The organism is Burkholderia sp. SRS-W-2-2016, assembly GCF_001931485.1.
Classification (GTDB): domain Bacteria; phylum Pseudomonadota; class Gammaproteobacteria; order Burkholderiales; family Burkholderiaceae; genus Paraburkholderia.
The window spans coordinates 1-19,716 of sequence record NZ_MSDV01000012.1; the positions used below are offsets into that span (position 1 = coordinate 1).

The window sequence follows — 19,716 nt, forward strand, 5'->3', positions numbered from 1 at the left end:
GCGTACTTCATGGTCGACATGGCGCACTACGCGGGCCTGATCGCCGCCGGCGTCTACCCGAACCCGGTGCCGCACGCTGACTTCGTCACCACCACCACGCACAAGAGCCTGCGCGGTCCCCGTGGCGGCGTGATCCTGATGAAGGCCGAGTTCGAGAAGCAGATCAACTCGGCGATTTTCCCGGGCATCCAGGGCGGTCCGCTGATGCACGTGATCGCCGGCAAGGCGGTCGCGTTCAAGGAAGCGCTGTCGCCGGAATTCAAAACGTATCAGCAGCAGGTCGTCGAAAACGCGCGCGTGCTCGCTGAAACGCTGGTCAAGCGCGGTCTGCGCATCGTTTCTGGCCGCACCGAAAGCCACGTGATGCTGGTCGACCTGCGCGCGAAGAAGATCACCGGCAAGGCAGCGGAAGCAGCGCTCGGCGCGGCTCACATCACGGTCAACAAGAACGCGATTCCGAACGATCCGGAAAAGCCGTTCGTGACCTCGGGCATCCGTCTCGGCTCGCCGGCGATGACCACGCGCGGCTTCGGTGTGAAGGAAGCCGAGCAGGTCGGTAACCTGATCGCCGACGTGCTGGACAACCCGGAAGACGCAGCGACGATCGAGCGCGTGAAGGCTCAGGTCGCCGAGCTGACCCAGCGCTTCCCGGTCTACGGCTAAGTCGTCATGCATTGCCCGTTCTGCCGCCACGCCGATACGCAGGTCGTCGACTCGCGCGTATCCGAAGACGGCGCGACGATTCGCCGGCGCCGCCGCTGCCCGGCCTGCGACAAGCGTTTTACGACGTATGAGCGGGTCGAGCTGGCGTTGCCGTCGGTCGTCAAGAAGGACGGCACCCGCACGGAATTCGATCGCCGCAAGATCGTCGCGAGCATGCAACTGGCGCTGCGCAAGCGCCCGGTGGCGGCGGACGCGATCGAAGCGGCGGTCGTCCGTATCGAGGATCAACTGCTCGGCAGCGGCGAGCGCGAGGTGCGCAGCGAGCGGCTCGGCGAACTCGTGATGAACGAGTTGCGCGCGCTCGATACGATCGCCTACGTGCGTTTTGCTTCCGTGTACCGGCGCTTCGAAGACGTCTCCGAGTTCGAGGACGTGATCGAAGAATTCCGCCGCGCCGCTTCTCCTCCAAAGCCTTCCCGCAAACGTTAAAGACGCGCGCGCCGCGTATTGCCCGCGCGTCTTCGGCTGCGCCGTTGCGCGCAATTCCGACGTTGTTTTCCGCATCGCTACCCCCGCTTCCGTGATCGAGCATCGCGTGCATTGTTGCGTGCGATAGCTTCTGAGCGCCACCTGGCCGTTCGGCCGATGGCGGCTTCATTCGCAAATCGCTAGATTGACTGCATCCGTTCGAATGCTCGGGAGTGCAGATGAAATGCTATGTGACTGGCCGGCCGACATGCGTCGGTTTCACGCTCGTCGAAACGCTGGCCGTGATCGCGCTGCTTGCGCTGATGGCCGTGCTGGCGATGCCGTCGTTCGCCGCATGGCACGCGCGCGATCAGGTCGATGCGCGCGCGAAAGCGTTGTTGTCGACGCTCGCCTATGCGCGCAGCGAGGTACTCCGACGCGGCACGCGCGTGACGGTGTGCCGGGTCGATGCGGCGCGTTCCTGTCTCGCCGCGGGGCAGCCCTGCGCGGATGGCGTCGCCGACTGGGGCTGCGGTTGGGCTGTGTTCGCCGAGCGCGGCGGCAAGCTCTCGCTATTGCGCGCTCAAACGCCGCTCGCGGCGGTGAGTATCAGCGGCGTGCAAACGGATCTGAGTTTCACGCCGCCCGCCGGTCAACTGATCGGCTCGTTCCGCAGTTTCGAGATCGCGCCGCGCAGTCCATCCAGTGCGATGCAACGCAACCCGTGGCGACGCTGCATCCGGATCGCGGCGGGTGGACGCGCACGCATCTCCGATGGCGCGTGCGGAGCGGCATCATGAAGCCCATCTCATTGAACCTCCGGTGGCGCGCCGGTGCGCCGGCTTGCGGCGGCAATTCGCTGATCGAGGTCATGCTGGCCGTTGCGCTGATCGCGGTGACGGCGCTGGGTCTGCTCGCCGGTCAGCTGTGGACCGCGCGCGAAGCCCGCGCGATGGCGCTGCGCGAGCAAGCCGCGTGGATCGCCGATGCGGTGGCCGAGGCGTTCGCGACGTCTGCGACGGGCGATGCCGCGCTCGAACAGTGGCGTACGCGGGCAGCGGTGCTGCTGCCGCGCGGCGACGTATCGATCGTGGGCAGCGGCGCGGCGATGAGCGCGCGTGTCACGTGGGCGTCGGTCCGCGACCGGCCGGCTGACGGCGAGGTGATCGACAAGCCGGAATCGTGCGGCGGCGTCGAGACACCCGCCGGGTTTTCCTGCGTCGCGTTGGCGTTCGCGCGATGAGCCGGCGGTTTGTCGCGCGCGGCCATACGCTCGTCGAGTTCCTGATCGCGACGGCGCTGGGCCTGCTGGTGACCGGGGGCGCCGTGTCGCTGTACACCACGCAGCGGCAAGCGTTCGAGCGCGCGAGCGACGACATGCGGATTCGCGAAGCCGGCTTGACCGCGCTGATGCTGATCGGCCAGCAAGTGCAGATGGCCGGCTTCGTGCCCGCCGACGTGGTGGGCTACAACACGCCGCCCGCGTTGTTCGGCTGCTCGGGCGGCCGCCCGACAGGCGCCGACGACAGCCTCGGCTGCACGACGTTGAGCACAGGCTCGGACGGTATCGCGATCCGTTATGTCGGCGACACCGTATCGACGTGGCCATCGTCGAGCGGGCAGGTCACCGATTGCGTCGGCCAGGCGGTGAAATCCAGCGATGCGGCGCTTGGCGATCAGGGCGCGCCGGTGGTCAACCGCTACTTCGCGACGCTCAGCGGCTCGACCGGCGAGCCGGAGCTGTACTGCGAAGGCAACGGCAATCCGGGGTCGGCGCAGCCGCTGGTGGACGGTGTCGAACGCGTGCGGCTGCGCTACTGGCTGGACGGTATGCCGGATGCGCTCAATGCGTCGGCGGTGTCGGCGGAGCAGTGGGCGCAGGTCGTCGCGGTCGATCTGTGCGTGCTCGTGCGTGGCGCGGCGCAACGGCAGCGCTCGCGCTATCTCGATTGCGACGGCGTGAGCACGCTCGGTGTCGATCTGCGGGTGCGGCAGGCGTTTGCGCGGCGCGTGGCGGTGCGTGGCAATCGCGCGGAGGTGTCGTTGTGACCGTTCGCCATGCTGCGAGCAGGTGCGGCTGCGGTTGCGGTTGCGGTCGCGTAGAGCGCATGTGCGATGCACGGTGCGACCAGCTTATTTATTCAGGTTCACTAAATGACGTCCAGCGCACCCGGCCGCGGCTGCAACGCGGTGTCGTGCTACCCGTCGTGTTGTTGCTCTCGGCAATGCTGCTCACCACCTCGGCGATCTGGTTCGAAACCTCGCAAGCGTCGGCTCGCGCGGCGAGCAACGTGCGTGACCATCTACAGGCTTTTCATGCGGCGGATTCTGCGCTGACCGCATGCGAGCGCGAAGTTCTCGCAGCGGGTAGCGATGCGAGCGCCGAACCATTCGCGCAAGGGGAGCCGCGTCAATGGCAGCTCGAGACCGCGTTCGACGCCGGTGCCGTCACGCGGATCGCCGCATGGCCCGGATCATCGCGCGCGCCGCAATGCCTGATCGAACCGTGGCGTCTCGCGAGTCGCACCGACGCGACCGCCTGGTTATTGACCGCGCGCGGCTTCGGCCGCAGCAGCGAAACGCAGGTGTGGCTGCAAAGCGAACTGGTGATCGAAACCGGCGCGATCGAACGTCATTGGCGGCGCGTCGCTGCGCGGCCGTTCTAGACGATGTTTCGAAGGGAGGGGTATGACGAGGTCGAACACATCCGCGTTCACGTTGCTCGAACTGGTCGTCGCGCTCGCGATCGCGGCCACGCTGGCCGCCTTTGCGATTCCTTCGTATCGCAGTCATATCGCGCGCACGCATCGGATCGATGCGGCGTCCGCGTTGTATCGGGCGGCGCAATTCGTCGAGGGCGCGGCGAGCGATAGCGCGATGACGACCTTGCCCACCGGTCTCGACCAGGCGCCGCAATTCGGCACGGCCGTGTACCGGTTACGGGTACTGCCCGCGGATGACACGAATGGCGGCTACGCGATCGAAGCGGCACCCGCGGAAGCCGGGCCGATGCGTGACGACGCATGCGGCACGTTCACGCTCGATGCGACGGGCTCGAGAGGCAATAGAAACGACGTGGGTGGTTCGACGCTCGCGAGCAGCGAATGCTGGAACACGAGCTAGATGAGCTGGAAGGTAGGCAGAGGGGTTTGGAAGGGCAGAGGGATCGGCTGAACGCCGGTGCACTTATCCGGCGCAAGGCCGCAGGCAGACGACTCGCACGGCACGGCCGCACTCAAGCGGCCACAACGATAACGCTCACCACAATCCTCAATACCCGCTCCGCGTAGAGTCCGCCTGCTCAGCAGCGGCCTGCGCGGCCGCCGCCGAAGTTGCGGAACCCGCTGCCGCCGCGCGACCCGCAGCCGCTTCGTTCTTCATCTGTTGCCAGATCCGGAACGCTTCCCAGCCCGCGAGCGCAAGGCTGCCCCACTTGAGCACGGGCTTCGCGCCGGACACGACGGTTGCGCGCAACGGCTTGGCGAGCAGCATCGATGCAATCGAGCTGACGATCGGATACTGCTTGAGCAGTGCGCCGATCGTCCCCGCGTTGAGTGCGCTCGCCTTGCCGCCCTTGCCCATGCGTACCCCGGCGAAGCCCGGAATGATGAACTTCAGCCAGCTGAAATGCGTGACCGCCTGACGCAGCTCGAAGGTGGCCTGCGCGAGTTCCACGCGCTCGACATCCGCGCGCACCAGCAGCAACTCCTTGCGCAGCGCACGCAGATGCGGCGCGCTCAGATCCTTCGACGGATGGCGCTTGTGACGAACAGAGGTTTCGGAACGGGGCTGGTTCATGGCGTGTCGGCGGCAGTGGATATGGGACGATCAAACACGGTGTCAGTCACGACGTCAGTCGCGGCTGCGGAACGCGTCGCGGTCCTTTTCGAATTCGGCGATGGTTGCCTCGAACACCAGCGGCGCGTTGCGCAAACCGCTGCGCGCTTTCAGGCCACACGCGAGGCCGGCCAGCGCATAAACCGCGGTGATGCCGCCGAGTGCCTGCAAGCGGTAGGTATCCCAGAAGACAATCGCGATCAGCGCGGTCAGCGCGATCAACGCCATCCCGACGAGCATCATCGCGGCGAGGCCGAGAAACAGGACACCTAACAGTCGATCTTTTTCTTCGGCGAGTTCGATGCCTACCAGTTCGAGCCGCGTTTGCAGAATAGCGAACACGGAGCCGAGGATGCGGCGCAGCGGGCTGTGTTCTGCGCGCTGCGAGTGTGTTTCGGTTGTCATAGCTGTGAGCGTTGCGCGTGAGGAACAAATCGGCGCGCACGCGCGCCAGCGGAAGCGGACCGGCCAGACTCGCGCCGGTCCGCCCGACATGCTAATGCACCGACCATGCCTGGCCGGTAGTTACAGCGGCTTTACTTGCGATTGATCAACAAGCCGACCAGCACGCCGACACCAGCGGCGATGCCGATGGATGCCCACGGATGCTCGTGCACGTAGTCGTCGGTGGCGCGAGCGGCTTTTTTGCCTTTCTCGACCACCACGACCTGTACGTCGGCCGCCTTTTCCTTCGCCTGTTTCAGACGCGACAGCGCGGTCTCGCGCAGTTCCGAGGCGCGCTCGCCGGTAGCGCTCGCGGCCTGTTTCAGCAGGTCTTCAGCGTCCGCGAGGACGGTTTTGATATCCGACATCAATCTCTCCTTGTTGACTTCCGACATAGACAGCTCCCTCTTTGTCTCACGCTACGCGTGAATCGTAACCAAAGAAACGGCTGCTGGCGAGCACAGTACCGGTTGCTGCCAGCCGCCGCACGAACCGTTCCCGGCGCCACCTGGCGTCGGGCCGGCCGTTTGAGCGCAGTCTGCTCCAGACCGGTATCGAATTGAGTTGATCTGTCCCGCAAAGTTTCTCCGAAATGGGAGAAAATTACAAAAGCGCATAAAGTACTGACGCGATATTAGTTAGGCATATAGCGCCGCGGTCGTATGCTCGATCGTTGCTGGGCGGCGTAGGCAGCGATTTGCAGGGCGGTTTGGATATTTTTCGAATATTTGTCAAACAGTTACAAGGAGATGCACTATGAGTCTACGTCTTGGCGACATTGCGCCGGATTTCGAACAGGAGTCGAGTGTCGGCCGGATCAGCTTTCACCAGTGGCTCGGCAACAGCTGGGGCGTGCTGTTTTCCCATCCGGCCGACTTCACGCCGGTCTGCACGACCGAGCTGGGCCTGACCGCGAAGCTCGCGGGCGAGTTCGAAAAGCGCAACGTGAAGACGATCGCGTTGTCGGTCGACAGCGCGGAGTCGCACAAGGAGTGGATCAAGGACATCAACGAGACCCAGGCGGCCAACGTCGGCTTTCCGATTCTCGCGGACGGCGATCGCAAGGTGGCCGAGCTGTACGACATGATTCATCCGAACGCGAACGAGACCTTCACCGTGCGCTCGCTGTTCGTGATCGATCCGAACAGGAAGGTGCGTTTGATCATCACGTATCCGGCCAGCACCGGCCGCAACTTCGACGAAGTGCTGCGCGTGATCGACTCGCTGCAACTGACCGATCATCACTCGGTCGCGACGCCGGGCAACTGGAAGCAGGGCGATGACGTGGTGATCGTGCCGTCGCTGAAGGACGAGGAAGTGATCAAACAGAAATTCCCGAAGGGCTACAAGGCGCTGCGTCCGTATCTGCGGATGACGCCGCAGCCGAACAGGTAAGTGAAGCGCTGCGCGGCACGCTTGGCGTAACGCGCGAGGCACAAAGCAGAAAGCCGGTTCGAATGAACCGGCCTGAATGCGATGGTTAGCCTGACCGAAAACAGCCCGATCAGCGTAAGCCGATCGGGCTGTTTCATTGGGGCGGCGCAACTGCGCCACCAGCGCGCCGCCGATGCATCGAACGGCATCGGCGTCGCCATCTCGCTAACCAGGCAATCAGAAGAACGCCTGAATCCCCGTCTGCGCGCGGCCGAGGATCAGCGCGTGCACGTCGTGCGTGCCTTCGTACGTATTCACGACTTCGAGATTGACCAGGTGTCGCGCAATGCCGAACTCGTCCGAAATGCCGTTGCCGCCCAGCATGTCGCGCGCGAGGCGGGCGATGTCGAGCGCCTTGCCGCACGAGTTGCGCTTCATGATCGAGGTGATTTCGACCGCCGCGGTGCCTTCGTCCTTCATCCGGCCAAGGCGCAGCACGCCTTGCAGGCCGAGCGTGATTTCGGTCTGCATGTCGGCGAGCTTTTTCTGGATCAGCTGGTTCGCGGCGAGCGGCCGGCCGAACTGCTTGCGATCGAGCACGTACTGACGCGCGGTGTGCCAGCAGGCCTCGGCGGCGCCGAGCGCGCCCCACGCGATCCCGTAGCGCGCCGAATTCAGGCAGGTGAACGGACCACGCAGGCCGCTGACGCCCGGCATGATGTTCTCTTGCGGCACGAACACTTCGTCGAGCACGATTTCGCCGGTGATCGACGCGCGCAGGCCGACCTTGCCGTGGATCGCCGGCGCCGACAGACCCTTCCAGCCCTTCTCGAGAATGAAGCCGCGGATCGAGTCCTTGCCGTCTTCCTCGAGCTTCGCCCACACGACGAACACGTCGGCGATCGGCGAATTGGTGATCCACATCTTCGAGCCCGACAGCGAATAGCCGCCGTCGACCTTCTTCGCGCGGGTGACCATGCTGCCCGGGTCGGAGCCGTGGTTCGGCTCGGTCAGCCCGAAGCAGCCGATCCATTCGCCGCGCGCGAGCTTCGGCAGATATTTTTCCTTCTGCGCGTCCGAGCCGAATTCATAGATCGGCACCATCACGAGCGACGATTGCACCGACATCATCGAGCGATAGCCGGAATCGACGCGCTCCACTTCACGCGCGATCAGCCCGTACGCGACGTAGTTCAGGCCGGGGCCGCCGTACTGTTCGGGGATGGTCGGGCCGAGCAGGCCGAGCTCGCCCATTTCGCGGAAGATCTCGATGTCGGTCTTCTCGTGACGGAACGCTTCGAGCACGCGCGGCAGCAGCTTGTCCTGCGAGTAAGCCGCAGCGGCGTCGCGCACCATGCGTTCGTCTTCGGTGAGCTGCTGATCCAGCAGCAACGGGTCTTCCCAGTGAAACTGCGCGGCTACGGCCATGACGTATCTCCTGATTTCTGCTCAGAACAAGCTTGACTTGAGTTCCGCTTAGCGAAACAATGTTTTGCAAACGACGACCGAGTGTACACCGTTATGACGCCGCCAGCCACTTTCTCCGAACCCCTCGACGAACGCAAATTCGTGGTTGCCCTTGCCCGCGGGCTGGACCTGCTGCGCGCGTTCCGGCCGGGCGACACCTTGCTCGGCAATCGCGATTTCGTCGAGCGCACGGGGCTGCCGAAGGCCACCGTGAACCGTCTCGCCTACACGTTGACGGTGCTCGGCTATCTGCGGCTCGACGAAACTCACGGTAAATATGCGCTCGACGCGGGCGTGCTGTCGCTGGGTTTTGCGCTGCTGTCGGGCAACGACACGCTGGAGCTTGCGCGCCCGCACCTGCGCAACTTTGCGCGCGAGGTCGGCGCGGCGGTGTCGCTGGGTTGCCGCGATGGGCTCGACATGATTTATCTGGAGACGATCCGAAGTGAAACCGTGCTGACGCTCGGCCTCGCATCGGGCTCGAAACTGTCGATGCTGACCAGCTCGATGGGTCGCGCGTACCTCGCGGTGCAGCCGCTCGACGCGCGCACCGCGCTCATCGCGGAGTTGAAAAAGGCGGCCGGCAAAGCGGGGCCGTTACTGGTTGCCGACGCGCAAGCGGAGATCGCCGCGTTCGCGACCGAGCGCTGCTGCTACTCGTTCCGCTCGTGGCACGACGACGTCAACGCGGTCGCGGTGCCGTTTCGCGAGCCGCGCGAGGGGCGCTGGCTGGTGCTCAGTTGCAGCGGGCCGGCCTCGTCGATGGGGGAGGACGTGTTTCGTAACAACGTGGCGCCGCGCTTGAAGGAACTCGCGCGGCGGCTTGGGGAGCCGGGCTGAGCGCGGCGCAATGGCGCAATGCGCTCACGCGGCCTGCGCTCACGCGGCCCGGTCGTGATAATGCGCGGTGAACAACGGCCCCTGTACGAATCTCACGTCGTACTGCTGTAGCGCGAGAAACTGCGCTTCATCCATCACCCGATTGAAAATCAGCGGCACCCGCAAGCGGCTCGCGTAGCCGACCAGCGGCTTGACGGTCGCGTCGCGCAGCGCGATCGCCGCATCCATCTTGATGAAGTCGAGCCGCGCGGTCTCCGATACCGACAGAATCTGCCCCGCGTTCGACAGATTGCCCGCCACCTTGAACCCATAGTGCTGATAGCTGCGCGTCAGGTAGCCCAGAAAGGTCTTGTGCGCGACTGCCGCCGCCGGCAGCTCGATCACGATGCGCGCCGGGCTCAACCCGAACGATGTCAGCACGCTCGAAAAATGCCGGCCGTGGTCGTACTTCACGCTCTTTAGCAGCCGCTCGTGCACGCGCAAAAACAGCAAACCGTGGCGCTGCGAGCCGAAGAAATTGATCGCATGCAATGCGCGCGACATCCGGTCGAGTGCGACCAGCTGCTGATCGTCGGCGATCCGGTCGAACGGATCGAACACGTCGAACGGCGCCGCGTCGAGCCGGTGCGTGACCGCCTGAAACCCCAACTCGTCGCCGAACCGGTCGACTCCTTCCGCGCCGCATGACAGCGACTGCGCGAGCGCGTGCACACTGATGTCGAAGATCGGTTCGTACGCGCTCGCCAGTTCGATGCCGCCGAACTGCGCGAGCGCGATGCCGCTGTGCGCCCCTTGCCCCATCGCCAGATGCTCGCCCAGAAACGGGTGATGAGCGGCGCGAGCGATCAGATCGGGGATGGTCGGCGGAATCATGTGGGCGAGTGTTGGGCGACGATGAAAGCGCGGCGGAAGCGGCGGCCGCTGCGACGCGACCCGTGTCGCGCATTCCTTGATGGTAGCAGTCCGCGTCGCGCGGACATTAACAAAATCCTCATAACCTTATTGGCCGAACGCTTGTTGGACGGGGCTGAGCGGCCGTCCGGACCGGGTTTGCCGGTGGTCTTCAGGGTATACGTTAGTTTCACTATTAGTAATTGGTTTTACTATACGTAAATCTCAGCGCAGACTGATCTAAATCAAACCGATCCTGTCAGCGCCGAACTGGTCGAACGCCGCGCTGTTTCATGCGGCCGCCGTGCCGGTGCTGTGCCCGGCGCTGCTGGTGATCGCGCTCGCGGGCGCGACGCGGCAACGCGGCCGCGCGAGTGGTGCGAGCGGCGCGGAACTGGCCTGACGGAAAAGCTTACGTATCAATCGAGGACTTTGCGGAGAATCTGTATGGACACCTCAACACGCACCCCGGCCGCGAGCTTGCGGCCGGAAATCGAGCCGGGCTATCAATCCGGTTTCGCCAACGAGTTCGCGACCGAGGCATTGCCCGGCGCGCTGCCGAGCGGCCGCAATTCGCCGCAGCGCGCGGCCTATGGTTTGTACGCCGAACAGATTTCCGGCACCGCGTTCACCGCGCCGCGCGCGCACAATCGCCGCTCGTGGCTGTACCGGATTCGCCCGGCGGCGGTCCACCAGCCGTTCACGCCGATGGCCTCCGAGCGGCTCGTCGCGAACTTCGCCGAGGTTCCGCCGACGCCGCCGAACCAGCTGCGCTGGGATCCACTGCCGATGCCGAACGTGCCGACCGATTTCATCGACGGCTGGGTGACGATGGCCGGCAACGGCTCGGCCGAGGCGATGAGCGGCTGCGCGATTCATCTGTACGCGGCGAATCGATCGATGCACGACCGCTTCTTCTATAGCGCGGACGGCGAACTGCTGATCGTGCCGCAGCAGGGGCGTCTCGCGATCGCGACCGAAATGGGCCGGCTCGACGTCGAGCCGTTCGAGATCGCGGTGATTCCGCGCGGCGTGCGCTTCGCGGTGAGCCTGCCGGACGGCAGCGCGCGCGGCTACATCTGCGAGAACTTCGGCGCGTTGCTGCGTCTGCCGGACCTCGGGCCGATCGGCTCGAACGGTCTGGCCAATCCGCGCGACTTCCTCACCCCGCACGCCGCCTACGAAGACCGCGAAGGCGCGTTCGAACTGATCGCGAAGCTGAACGGCCACCTGTGGCGCGCGGAGATCGGCCATTCGCCGCTCGATGTGGTCGCGTGGCACGGCAATTACGCGCCGTACAAATACGACCTGCGCCGCTTCAACACGATCGGTTCGATCAGCTTCGACCATCCGGATCCGTCGATCTTCCTCGTGCTGCAATCGCCGAGCGATACGCCGGGCGTCGATACGATCGACTTCGTGATCTTCCCGCCGCGCTGGCTCGCCGCCGAAGATACGTTCCGCCCGCCGTGGTTCCATCGCAATGTGGCGAGCGAGTTCATGGGCCTCGTGCACGGCGAATACGACGCGAAAGCCGAGGGCTTCGTGCCGGGCGGCGCGAGTCTGCACAACTGCATGACCGGCCACGGTCCGGACGCCGACACGTTCGAGAAAGCGTCGCACAGCGATACGTCGACGCCGAAGAAGGTCGCCGACACGATGGCCTTCATGTTCGAGACGCGCACGTTGATCAAGCCGACCCGCTTCGCGCTCGAAACCGCGCAATTGCAGGCGCATTACTACGAGTGCTGGCAGGGCCTCAAGAAACACTTCAATCCGGAGCAGGCATGAACGCGGTGAACGATTTCCAGGCGACGCTCGAGCCGTCGCGCAAAAGCTGGCTCGACTCGGCCAACGATCCGGTCAGCGACTTCCCGATCCAGAACCTGCCGTTCGGCATCTTCAGCGACCGTCGCAACGACGCGCGGCGCGTCGGTGTCGCGATCGGCGATCAGATCGTCGACCTCGCCGCGTTGCAGGCCGCGGGTCTCCTGAGCGCGCCGGGCCAGCAGGTGTTCGCGCGCGATGCGCTGAACGATTTCATCGCGCTCGGCCGCGACGCGTGGCGCAGCGTGCGGATCCAGTTGAGCCTGCTGCTGTCGCGCGAGACCTCCGCGTTGCGCGACGACGCCGCGCTGCGCGCGAAGGTGCTGGTCGCGCAGGCCGACGCGCGTCTCTATCTGCCGGTGCAGATTCCGGGCTACACCGATTTCTATTCGTCGAAGGAACACGCGACCAACGTCGGCGCGATGTTTCGCGATCCGAAGAATGCGCTGCTGCCGAACTGGTCGGAGATGCCGATCGGCTACAACGGCCGGGCTTCGTCGGTGGTGGTGAGCGGCACGCCGGTTCGCCGTCCTAACGGTCAGCTGAAGCTGCCGGAGCAGGAGCGGCCGGTGTTCGGCGCGTGCCGCAAGCTCGATATCGAGCTGGAGACGGGCTTTATCGTCGGCGGCGGCAACGCGCTGGGCGAGCCGATCGCGAGCGCCGATGCCGAGGCGCACATCTTCGGCATGGTGCTGCTCAACGACTGGAGCGCGCGCGACATCCAGCAATGGGAATACGTGCCGCTCGGCCCGTTCAACGCGAAGACCTTCGCGACGACGATCTCGCCGTGGGTCGTCACGCTCGACGCGCTCGAACCGTTCCGCGTCGCGCAGCCGGTGCAGGAGCCGCAGCCGCTCGCGTATCTGCGCCACGAAGGCGAGCACGCGTTCGACATCCATCTCGAAGTGACGCTGCGGCCGCAGCATGCGCGCGAGGCGAGCACGATCACGCGCACCAACTTCAGACACATGTACTGGACGATGGCGCAGCAGCTCGCGCATCACACGGTGTCGGGCTGCAATACGCGGGTCGGCGATCTGATGGGCTCGGGGACGATCAGCGGGCCGACCGAGGATTCGTTCGGCAGCCTGCTCGAACTGACGTGGAACGGCAAGAAGCCGCTTGAACTGAAAGAGGGCGGCACGCGGGCGTTCATCGAGGATGGCGATGAGCTGACGCTGAGCGGCTGGTGCCAGGGCGACGGCTATCGGGTTGGCTTCGGTCGCTGCGCGGGTGAGATTCTGCCGGCGCATTCTTAAGCGCAGCAAGCGAGCAGTACGCGGAAAAGGTGAGGGCCGGCAGGTTGTGCCGGCCCTCTTCGTTTGTGGATGCCGGGCCGCGCGCCTACTTGCGCGCCCCGTTCGTCAACCGCTGCTCAGCAGTCCGAACACCGCCACGCCGTTCGTGGTCCCCACATATACCTTGCCGTTCGCAATGGTCGGCGTGATGAACTTGTTGCCCGCGCCGAACTGATCGCGGGCGCCCATCTGATTGCTGTTGTACAGCTCGGCGAGCGTGACCGGGTCGAACGCATGCAGCGCGGCGACGCTGCCGTTTTCGGCGGCCCACACGATGCCGTTCGTGCTGCCGTTGGCCGAGATGCCCGGCGTCGTGCCCGGGTACGCGAAGCTCATCGTGGTTTGCGCGGTGGGCGTCGTCGACAGCAGCGCGTTGGTTATCGTGAACGCCTTCAGATGATCGCCGACCGAGCCGAAGTAAATGCGGCCGTTGAAATACGCGGGCATGCCGAACTCGCCGCCGTTCAGTTGCGCGGCAATCTCCTGATAGATGTTGTCGCCCGACGGGTTGAATTTGCCCATCGAGTCGCGATTCACCACGTAGATGATGTTGTCCTTGCCGGCGCCGAGCGCGAGGTGCTGCACGGCGCCGCTCGCGTCGGTGAGGTCGGGCAGCACGAGCGCGCCGCCCGAGCCGAGATCGATGTCGTCGCGCGCTTCGTCCGCGACGTTCGACATCGCGAAGTAGTCGGTCACCGTCAGACCGTTGGTCGTGCCGATCTTCAGGAACGCGTTGCCGAAGTCGTTCTGGTTCGGCATGCCGCTCGCGGTCAGCGTGGTGTCGAAGGTGCCGTTCGCATCGAGCAGATAGATCGACGAGCCGTCCGACGCCGGTCCCGCGCCGCTCATCCAGATCGCGCCGCCGAGGCCGTTCGGCGTCACGTTCAGCACGTTGCTCTGCTGCAGCGTGTCGGCGTTGTAGCCCATGATCCAGCCGGTGTAGCCGCCCTTGTCGCAGTGCGAGGTCCACGACGTGTACAGCGTGTCGCCCTGCAACAGCAGGCCCGCGCGCTCCGCGTACAGCGCCGGCGTGAACGACATCGTGCCGTTGATGTTGCCGGCCCCTGTGCCGGGATAGGTCGCCGCGACTTCGGTCGGACCGTTCAGCAGTTCGGCGCCGGTCGCGAGGTCGAGCGCGTGAACCCGGTGATGGTAGCCGCCGCTCGCGTCCTTCGACATCGCGACCACGTAGATCGTGCCGTGCTCGCCGCGCGAACGGTCGATTACCGGCGTCGACGTGATGCCGATCGTCGTGACGATCTGGCTGCAGCCGAGATCGTCGCTGGGAGTTTCGCCGGTGCTCAGCGTGCGCACCTGCCAGAGCGTGGCGCCGCTGTTGGCGTCGAATGCGTAGACGCTGTCGTTTTCCGTCGCGACGTACAGCACGTTGTGCGTGCCGCCGGAGATCTCCAGGGAGCCGACGTAGAGCGGTTGCGCGTCGACCTTGCCGTCGACGCTGAAAAAGCCGAGCTTGCCGAACGTCGACGAATTCACGTTCGCGGGCGTGAGGATGGTTTCGTTCAGGTTCTGCCCGGTGCGGGCGATGTCGTTGTGGTAGGTAAGCATGTCGTGCGTGGGCGAGACCGTGGTGCCGCCCGACGCCGTGCCCGTGCCCGAGCCGGGGCTGCCGGTGTCGGTACTGCCGGTGGTGGTGCCGCCGCTGCTGGTGCCCGCGCTGCCGGTGCTGCCGCCGCTCGCCGCGCTTGCACCCGCGGCGGCGCTGCCGGCACCGCTGCCGGTGCCCGAGGCGGTCCCTGAGCTGCCTCCGCCTCCGCCGCCGCCGCAGTTCGCGGCCGTGATCGCGGCCACCAGAACCGCCGCGCCCAACAGGCAGGCACGACCCAATACGCGCAGAGTGACCATGACGGACTCCCGATTGCTTGCGGCGCGCGACCAGAACTTCGCTGTTCAGCGAAATGCCGCGCGACGTGGGAGCAAGGTTAGCACCGGGCGTCTGGCGAGCAACGCCAGCAATTAGTGTGGATTCGTCAATTGGTGGAGGCGGGGATCGGGCGGCGCTTCTCCCACCACACCGCCACCAGAAACGCGAGCGCCGCGCACAGCAGCACGCCGACCATCGCATCGTCACCGACACTCTTCATCAACGCGCCGGCCACCAGCGGCCCGCCGAAACTCGCGGCGCTCCACGACGCGCCGATCAGCGAACTCGCCGACACCAGCGCGACCCCGCGAAACCGCTCGCCGCAAGCGACCAGCGACAACGTATAAATCGCCCCCGCCGCCGCGCCGAGCACGAACAGCAGCGGCCAGCGCAGCCACGGCGAGCCGACCGCCCATGGCAGCAGCGGCAGCAACGCGACCACCACGATCGCGCAGCCGATATGCACGCGTTCGCGCCCGAGCCGGTCCGCGAGCCAGCCGATCGGAAACTGCATCGTCGTATCGCCGAGCAGCAGCGCCGACGCGAACAGCACCGCGACTTCGCTGGGGATGTCGTGCGCCATCGCGAACAGCGGCAGCAACGACAGCGCGATCGTATCGAACAGCGCGAAAAAGCCGGTGCCGATCACGAGCGCGGGCATTTGCGGCAACACGCGACGCCAGCCGCCATGCTCGGCGTGTTCGTCGCTGGAGCCGTGCGGCATGCCGCGCAGCGTCGCGAGCAGCGGCAGCGCGAGCAGGAAAATCGCGCCGCACAACAGGAAGCGCCCATGCGTGTAGCCGGCGATCTGGCTCACCAGCACCGGCCCCGACATCTGGAACAGCGTGAAGTTGGTCGCATAGATCGCGATCACGCGACCGCGCGATGCATCGTCGGCAAGCTGGTTGACCCACGCCTCGCTGATCGTGAACAGCAGCATCAGCGCCGCGCCGCACAGCACGCGCAGCAGCGCCCATAGCCAGAGATTGGTGGTGAACTGCATCAGCGCGGTCGCGCACGCGACCACCAGCACCGCGCCGACGATCACCTGGCGGCCGCCGCAGCGCGCGGCGATCCAGCCGGCAAGCGGCACGATCGCGAGACCGCCGCCGGCCTGCGCGGCGGTCAGCAGGCCGACCACGTCGGTGCCGTAGCCCGCTTGCGTGAGCGCCAGCGCGGTAAGCGGCAGGGTCGCGCCGCTGCCGAGTCCGACCACGGCGACGCTCAGAATCAGCGCGAGGAAATCGCGGGTGAAGATCACTTTCATCGGCGGGGATGCTACTACGGGGGAGCCGCCCGGTGCCGCGAACAGCGAGAAAACTTACCCCGCCACGGCGATGCGCCGCTCCATCGACACCGACCACAGCGTCAGCAGCAACGCGCCGAGCGACGTCGCGACGCCGACCCACGGCAGCGTCGTCAGCGGCGCGCCGGCGCCGATCGCCATCCCGCCGAGCCAGGCGCCGGTCGCGTTGCCGAGGTTGAACGCGCCCTGGTTCAGCGTCGACGCCAGATTCGGCGCGTCGCTCGCGCGATCGACGATCAGCATCTGCAGCGGCGGCACGATCGCGAACGCGAGCACGCCCCACACGAACACCGTCAGCATCGCCGGAATGCGCGCGTGCATCGTGCCGGCGAACACGCACAGGATCACCACGATCGCCATCAGGAACGCGATCAGCGACGGCATCAGCCGCCAGTCCGCGAGCTTGCCGCCGAGCGTGCTGCCGACCGTCAGGCCCAGGCCGAACAGCAGCAGCACCAGCGTGACCGCGTGCGGCGTGAAGCCGGTCACGTCTTCGAGAATCGGCGTGATGTAGGTGAAGGTCGAGAACAGGCTCGCCGACGCCAGCACGCTGATGCCGAGCACCATCACGACCTGCGGGTTCTTCAGCACGCTGAATTCGCGCACGAGGCTCGCCTTCTGCATCTCGATCTTCGCGGGCAGGCACACGGCGAGCGCGAGCGACGCCAGCACGCCGATGCCGGTCACCGCCCAGAACGTCGCGCGCCAGCCGACCGCCTGACCGAGCGCGGTGCCGAGCGGCACGCCGAGCACGTTGGCTAGCGTGAGGCCGGTGAACATCAGCGCGATCGCCTGCGCGCGCCGGTTCGGCGCGACCAGCCCCGCCGCGACCACCGAGCCGATGCCGAAGAACGCGCCGTGGCAGAACGCGGTGACGATCCGCGCGGCCATCAGCACCGCGTAGCTGGGCGCCACCGCGCACAGCAGATTGCCGACGATAAACACGCCGATCAGGCTCATCAGCGCCTTCTTGCGCGGCATGTTGGCGACCGCGATCGCGACGATCGGTGCGCCGATCGTGACGCCGAGCGCATACGCGGACACCAGCATCCCGGCGGCCGGAATCGACACCGCCAGATCGCGCGCGACGTCGGGCAGCAGCCCCATGATGACGAACTCGGTGGTACCGATTCCAAACGCGGCAACGGCGAGGGCAAGCAGGGGCAAAGGCATGGCGATGATGGGGTGGTGACGCGAGAGGCGGCGCGAAAAAAGGAGCGCCGGGCGGCGCGCGGACGTCGTTGAAGCGGGAGCGAGAACGCCTGCGCCGGATCAGGGCAAAACAGTAGGGGATTCTACCTAAGACAAAACTGGCGTGCAGGCCGTCGCGGGGGCTGTTGTTTTTTGCGGAAAGCGCCGGGATTGAGGGGGCCGAACAGCTCCGCCGCTCATCAGCCGGGCTCGGCCTCGAAGCGGCTGAACGCGGCTGAACGCGGCTGAGCGCGGCACGCAACGCGCCGGCCATCGGGCGGCCGACCGCGTTACCCCGCCCGGGCCGAGCGAGCACGATTGTTGCTTCCTCTAGCCCGTCGTTCGATTCGATCCGCGCGTTGAAATGACGGGTAGTCGTTGTCGTCATAACTATTGAAGATCGGTGCCCGGCGGTCGTAATCCACGGTAAGTCGTAGCACTTTCATGCCGCGCAATTAATCGGGGACGTTGACATGTTTCTTTCATATTCGGCTCGTAGCGTGAGCGCTCTATTGACCCGCTGGCGATGGTTCGCCAGCTCGCCGAGCCTGCCTTTGACCTTGTCTTTCCCCAATTCATCGCCGGCCGCCGCGCCCGGCTGCGCCGAAATGGTGTGGACCGTGCCGTTGAACGAGCATTCGTGGTACGACCACGTGCGCCTGAAACGGGTGTTCGTCACCGACGGCACGCGTCACCAGGTCGTGCTCGTCGATCTGCGCAAGCTGCTGCTGTGCGCGGATCGCGACAACACCGATTACGTGCTCAAGCCGGTCGCCGAATGGCATTCGGGCAAGGTGCGCGGCATTCGCGAGTTTCTCGATCCCGACAGCGCGCGCATTCCGCAGATGCCGTACGTGACGATCTCGACGCGGCGCGCGCCGGGGCTGCTCGGCTGGATCGGCATCGAGCGAGAGGGGGTGGTGGCGTTTCGCAATGGCCAGCATCGCGCGCGCTATCTGGCCGACGCGGGCGCGCGCTGGTGCCCTGTCGAGGTGCACGAGCGCGAGGCGAGCCTGCTGCGCGAACTGTGCGGCGCGGCCGACGACGCCCGCACCGCGATTCGCGCAACCCAGCTGGGCGGCAACGGCAGCGGCAGCGTCTAGCGGCGCGGCGGCCTGCGAGAGCGGCCGCTTACTGTCTTCTTCATTCCGCCCGCACCACGTTGCGCGGCGTGCCCGCTCGCCACGCGGCGACGTTCGCGAGCGTGGTCTGCGCGATCTCGGTCATCGCTTCGCGCGTGAAAAACGCCTGATGCGCGGTGACGATCACGTTCGGGAACATCAGGAGCCGCGCGAGCACGTCGTCCTGCAGCGGCAGATTCGAGTGATCCTCGAAGAAGATCCCGCCTTCCTCTTCGTACACGTCGAGCCCGAGGTGGCCGAGTTGGCCGTCCTTCAACGCGCCGATCAGCGCGTTCGCCTCGACGAGCCCGCCGCGCCCGGTGTTGATCAGCATCGCGCCGCGTTTCATCTTCGCGAGCGCGGCGGCATTGATCAGGTGATAGGTATCGGGCAGCAGCGGGCAATGCAGACTGACGACGTCCGACTCTGCGAGCAGCGTATCGAGCGGCACGTAGCGCGCGCCGAGCGCGAGCAGGTCGTCGGCCGGCTTGCCCGGATCGTACGCGAGCACCTGCATCCCGAAGCCGGCCATGATGCGCGCGAACACCCGGCCGATGATCCCGGTGCCGATCACGCCGACCGTCTTGCCGTGCAGATCGAAACCGAGCAGCCCGTGCAGCGAGAAGTCGCCCTCGCGGGTGCGCGCGACCGCGCGCGGCAGGCGGCGATTCAACGCGAGGATCAGGCCGACCGCGTGTTCGGCGACCGCATACGGCGAGTAGGCCGGCACCCGCGCGACCAGCATGCCGAGCCGTTCGGCCGCCGCGAGGTCGACGTGGTTAAAGCCCGCCGAGCGCAGCGCGATCATCCGCGTGCCGCCCGCATGCAGCTTCTCCAGCGTGGCCGCGTCGACCTGATCGTTGACGAACGGGCACACCACCTCGTAGCCGTGCGCGAGGATCGCGGTGTCGCTGTCGAGATTGGATTCCTGAAAATGCAATTCGTAGCCGTGTTCGGCGTTCGCTTCTGTAAACGTATCGTTATCGTATTGACGGCTGCTAAACAGAATGATGCGCATATAGGCTCCGAAAATGGCGTGTTTCGAACGTGTTTAGCGAAGGCGGCTTTCAGAATCGAAAATCATATTGACAGCGTCATTCAACTGCA

Annotated in this window: 21 protein-coding genes; 12 read left to right on the top strand and 9 right to left on the bottom strand. The window is 65.8% G+C overall.

Translation table 11 applies throughout. From position 1 onward, the window contains the following. From BTH42_RS02980 to BTH42_RS03010, 7 genes are all read left to right on the top strand, one after another. Positions 1–663, top strand: a 663-nt coding sequence (locus tag BTH42_RS02980) for a serine hydroxymethyltransferase (protein ID WP_143751958.1), incomplete at its 5' end; no start/stop codon positions are given. Positions 664–669: 6 nt separating this feature from the next. After that, positions 670–1,152 (top strand): transcriptional regulator NrdR, encoded by a 483-nt coding sequence (gene nrdR, locus BTH42_RS02985; RefSeq protein WP_075295620.1) that lies wholly within the window; start codon positions 670–672, stop codon positions 1,150–1,152. A gap of 218 nt (positions 1,153–1,370) precedes the next feature. Beyond that, a complete protein-coding gene (locus BTH42_RS02990) occupies positions 1,371–1,931 on the top strand; it encodes a GspH/FimT family pseudopilin (RefSeq protein ID WP_178392107.1) in 561 nt (186 codons plus the stop codon). After that, positions 1,928–2,374 carry a hypothetical protein gene (locus BTH42_RS02995; protein WP_075295624.1) on the top strand — a complete coding sequence of 149 codons (447 nt, stop codon included), beginning with the start codon at positions 1,928–1,930 and terminating at the stop codon, positions 2,372–2,374. Before BTH42_RS02990 ends, BTH42_RS02995 begins: the two co-directional genes overlap by 4 nt. Then, positions 2,371–3,180, top strand: a complete 810-nt coding sequence (locus BTH42_RS03000; protein WP_075295626.1) for a PilW family protein — start codon at positions 2,371–2,373, stop codon at positions 3,178–3,180. The genes BTH42_RS02995 and BTH42_RS03000 overlap by 4 nt, the downstream gene beginning before the upstream one ends. A 146-nt stretch (positions 3,181–3,326) precedes the next feature. Continuing rightward, the gene (locus tag BTH42_RS03005; protein ID WP_075295628.1) at positions 3,327–3,797 is read left to right on the top strand and encodes a pilus assembly protein; all 471 of its coding nucleotides are present in this window, start codon (positions 3,327–3,329) and stop codon (positions 3,795–3,797) included. 22 nt (positions 3,798–3,819) lie between these two features. Further along, entirely contained in the window at positions 3,820–4,254 is a 435-nt protein-coding gene (locus BTH42_RS03010) for a type IV pilin protein (RefSeq protein ID WP_075295630.1), read from the top strand. A 147-nt stretch (positions 4,255–4,401) separates the two neighbouring features. On the opposite strand, the gene BTH42_RS03015 is transcribed toward BTH42_RS03010, so the two are convergent. From BTH42_RS03015 to BTH42_RS03025, 3 genes are all read right to left on the bottom strand, one after another. Then, positions 4,402–4,929 carry a DUF3318 domain-containing protein gene (locus BTH42_RS03015; RefSeq protein ID WP_075295632.1) on the bottom strand — a complete coding sequence of 176 codons (528 nt, stop codon included), beginning with the start codon at positions 4,927–4,929 and terminating at the stop codon, positions 4,402–4,404. Positions 4,930–4,983: 54 nt separating this feature from the next. Then, positions 4,984–5,373 (bottom strand): phage holin family protein, encoded by a 390-nt coding sequence (locus tag BTH42_RS03020; protein WP_075295634.1) that lies wholly within the window; start codon positions 5,371–5,373, stop codon positions 4,984–4,986. Between the two features lie 131 nt (positions 5,374–5,504). Next, on the bottom strand, positions 5,505–5,807 hold the full coding sequence (locus tag BTH42_RS03025) for a YqjD family protein (protein ID WP_007584918.1): 303 nt from the start codon (positions 5,805–5,807) through the stop codon (positions 5,505–5,507). 361 nt (positions 5,808–6,168) lie between these two features. Here BTH42_RS03025 and BTH42_RS03030 point away from each other — a divergent pair, with 361 nt between their 5' ends. Beyond that, positions 6,169–6,807, top strand: a complete 639-nt coding sequence (locus BTH42_RS03030) for a peroxiredoxin (RefSeq protein WP_075295636.1) — start codon at positions 6,169–6,171, stop codon at positions 6,805–6,807. Positions 6,808–7,023: 216 nt separating this feature from the next. On the opposite strand, the gene BTH42_RS03035 is transcribed toward BTH42_RS03030, so the two are convergent. Further along, positions 7,024–8,214, bottom strand: a complete 1,191-nt coding sequence (locus tag BTH42_RS03035; protein WP_075295638.1) for an acyl-CoA dehydrogenase — start codon at positions 8,212–8,214, stop codon at positions 7,024–7,026. 93 nt (positions 8,215–8,307) lie between these two features. Between BTH42_RS03035 and BTH42_RS03040 the strand changes: the two genes are divergently transcribed. After that, on the top strand, positions 8,308–9,093 hold the full coding sequence (locus tag BTH42_RS03040; protein ID WP_075295640.1) for an IclR family transcriptional regulator: 786 nt from the start codon (positions 8,308–8,310) through the stop codon (positions 9,091–9,093). A gap of 39 nt (positions 9,094–9,132) precedes the next feature. Here BTH42_RS03040 and BTH42_RS03045 read toward each other — a convergent pair whose 3' ends face one another. Then, positions 9,133–9,966: an EAL domain-containing protein gene (locus BTH42_RS03045; RefSeq protein ID WP_075295642.1), complete on the bottom strand. Its 834-nt coding sequence runs from the start codon at positions 9,964–9,966 to the stop codon at positions 9,133–9,135. 465 nt (positions 9,967–10,431) lie between these two features. Here BTH42_RS03045 and hmgA point away from each other — a divergent pair, with 465 nt between their 5' ends. Further along, on the top strand, positions 10,432–11,775 hold the full coding sequence (gene hmgA, locus BTH42_RS03050) for a homogentisate 1,2-dioxygenase (RefSeq protein ID WP_075295644.1): 1,344 nt from the start codon (positions 10,432–10,434) through the stop codon (positions 11,773–11,775). After that, entirely contained in the window at positions 11,772–13,070 is a 1,299-nt protein-coding gene (fahA, locus tag BTH42_RS03055) for a fumarylacetoacetase (protein WP_075295646.1), read from the top strand. The genes hmgA and fahA overlap by 4 nt, the downstream gene beginning before the upstream one ends. Before the next feature lie 105 nt (positions 13,071–13,175). Here fahA and BTH42_RS03060 read toward each other — a convergent pair whose 3' ends face one another. From BTH42_RS03060 to BTH42_RS03070, 3 genes are all read right to left on the bottom strand, one after another. Then, positions 13,176–14,972, bottom strand: a complete 1,797-nt coding sequence (locus BTH42_RS03060) for a PQQ-binding-like beta-propeller repeat protein (RefSeq protein WP_075295648.1) — start codon at positions 14,970–14,972, stop codon at positions 13,176–13,178. Positions 14,973–15,097: 125 nt separating this feature from the next. Next, positions 15,098–16,258: an MFS transporter gene (locus BTH42_RS03065; protein WP_075295650.1), complete on the bottom strand. Its 1,161-nt coding sequence runs from the start codon at positions 16,256–16,258 to the stop codon at positions 15,098–15,100. 54 nt (positions 16,259–16,312) lie between these two features. Further along, complete coding sequence (locus tag BTH42_RS03070) at positions 16,313–17,470, bottom strand: MFS transporter (protein WP_075295652.1); 1,158 nt, start codon at positions 17,468–17,470, stop codon at positions 16,313–16,315. A 491-nt stretch (positions 17,471–17,961) separates the two neighbouring features. Here BTH42_RS03070 and BTH42_RS03075 point away from each other — a divergent pair, with 491 nt between their 5' ends. Further along, positions 17,962–18,591, top strand: coding sequence for a hypothetical protein (locus tag BTH42_RS03075; RefSeq protein WP_075295654.1), 630 nt, complete (start codon positions 17,962–17,964; stop codon positions 18,589–18,591). A 40-nt stretch (positions 18,592–18,631) separates the two neighbouring features. On the opposite strand, the gene BTH42_RS03080 is transcribed toward BTH42_RS03075, so the two are convergent. After that, a complete protein-coding gene (locus tag BTH42_RS03080; protein ID WP_075295656.1) occupies positions 18,632–19,627 on the bottom strand; it encodes a 2-hydroxyacid dehydrogenase in 996 nt (331 codons plus the stop codon). Positions 19,628–19,716 lie beyond the last annotated feature (89 nt).

Bases quoted from the DNA above. Each gene is read 5' to 3' on its own strand.
- nrdR (WP_075295620.1), top strand. From the start codon at position 670: ATGCATTGCCCGTTCTGCCGCCACGCCGATACGCAGGTCGTCGACTCG.
- BTH42_RS02990 (WP_178392107.1), top strand. From the start codon at position 1,371: ATGAAATGCTATGTGACTGGCCGGCCGACATGCGTCGGTTTCACGCTC.
- BTH42_RS02995 (WP_075295624.1), top strand. From the start codon at position 1,928: ATGAAGCCCATCTCATTGAACCTCCGGTGGCGCGCCGGTGCGCCGGCT.
- BTH42_RS03000 (WP_075295626.1), top strand. From the start codon at position 2,371: ATGAGCCGGCGGTTTGTCGCGCGCGGCCATACGCTCGTCGAGTTCCTG.
- BTH42_RS03010 (WP_075295630.1), top strand. From the start codon at position 3,820: ATGACGAGGTCGAACACATCCGCGTTCACGTTGCTCGAACTGGTCGTC.
- BTH42_RS03015 (WP_075295632.1), bottom strand. From the start codon at position 4,929: ATGAACCAGCCCCGTTCCGAAACCTCTGTTCGTCACAAGCGCCATCCG.
- BTH42_RS03020 (WP_075295634.1), bottom strand. From the start codon at position 5,373: ATGACAACCGAAACACACTCGCAGCGCGCAGAACACAGCCCGCTGCGC.
- BTH42_RS03025 (WP_007584918.1), bottom strand. From the start codon at position 5,807: ATGTCGGAAGTCAACAAGGAGAGATTGATGTCGGATATCAAAACCGTC.
- BTH42_RS03030 (WP_075295636.1), top strand. From the start codon at position 6,169: ATGAGTCTACGTCTTGGCGACATTGCGCCGGATTTCGAACAGGAGTCG.
- BTH42_RS03035 (WP_075295638.1), bottom strand. From the start codon at position 8,214: ATGGCCGTAGCCGCGCAGTTTCACTGGGAAGACCCGTTGCTGCTGGAT.
- BTH42_RS03040 (WP_075295640.1), top strand. From the start codon at position 8,308: ATGACGCCGCCAGCCACTTTCTCCGAACCCCTCGACGAACGCAAATTC.
- BTH42_RS03045 (WP_075295642.1), bottom strand. From the start codon at position 9,966: ATGATTCCGCCGACCATCCCCGATCTGATCGCTCGCGCCGCTCATCAC.
- hmgA (WP_075295644.1), top strand. From the start codon at position 10,432: ATGGACACCTCAACACGCACCCCGGCCGCGAGCTTGCGGCCGGAAATC.
- fahA (WP_075295646.1), top strand. From the start codon at position 11,772: ATGAACGCGGTGAACGATTTCCAGGCGACGCTCGAGCCGTCGCGCAAA.
- BTH42_RS03060 (WP_075295648.1), bottom strand. From the start codon at position 14,972: ATGGTCACTCTGCGCGTATTGGGTCGTGCCTGCCTGTTGGGCGCGGCG.
- BTH42_RS03065 (WP_075295650.1), bottom strand. From the start codon at position 16,258: ATGAAAGTGATCTTCACCCGCGATTTCCTCGCGCTGATTCTGAGCGTC.
- BTH42_RS03070 (WP_075295652.1), bottom strand. From the start codon at position 17,470: ATGCCTTTGCCCCTGCTTGCCCTCGCCGTTGCCGCGTTTGGAATCGGT.
- BTH42_RS03075 (WP_075295654.1), top strand. From the start codon at position 17,962: ATGTTTCTTTCATATTCGGCTCGTAGCGTGAGCGCTCTATTGACCCGC.
- BTH42_RS03080 (WP_075295656.1), bottom strand. From the start codon at position 19,627: ATGCGCATCATTCTGTTTAGCAGCCGTCAATACGATAACGATACGTTT.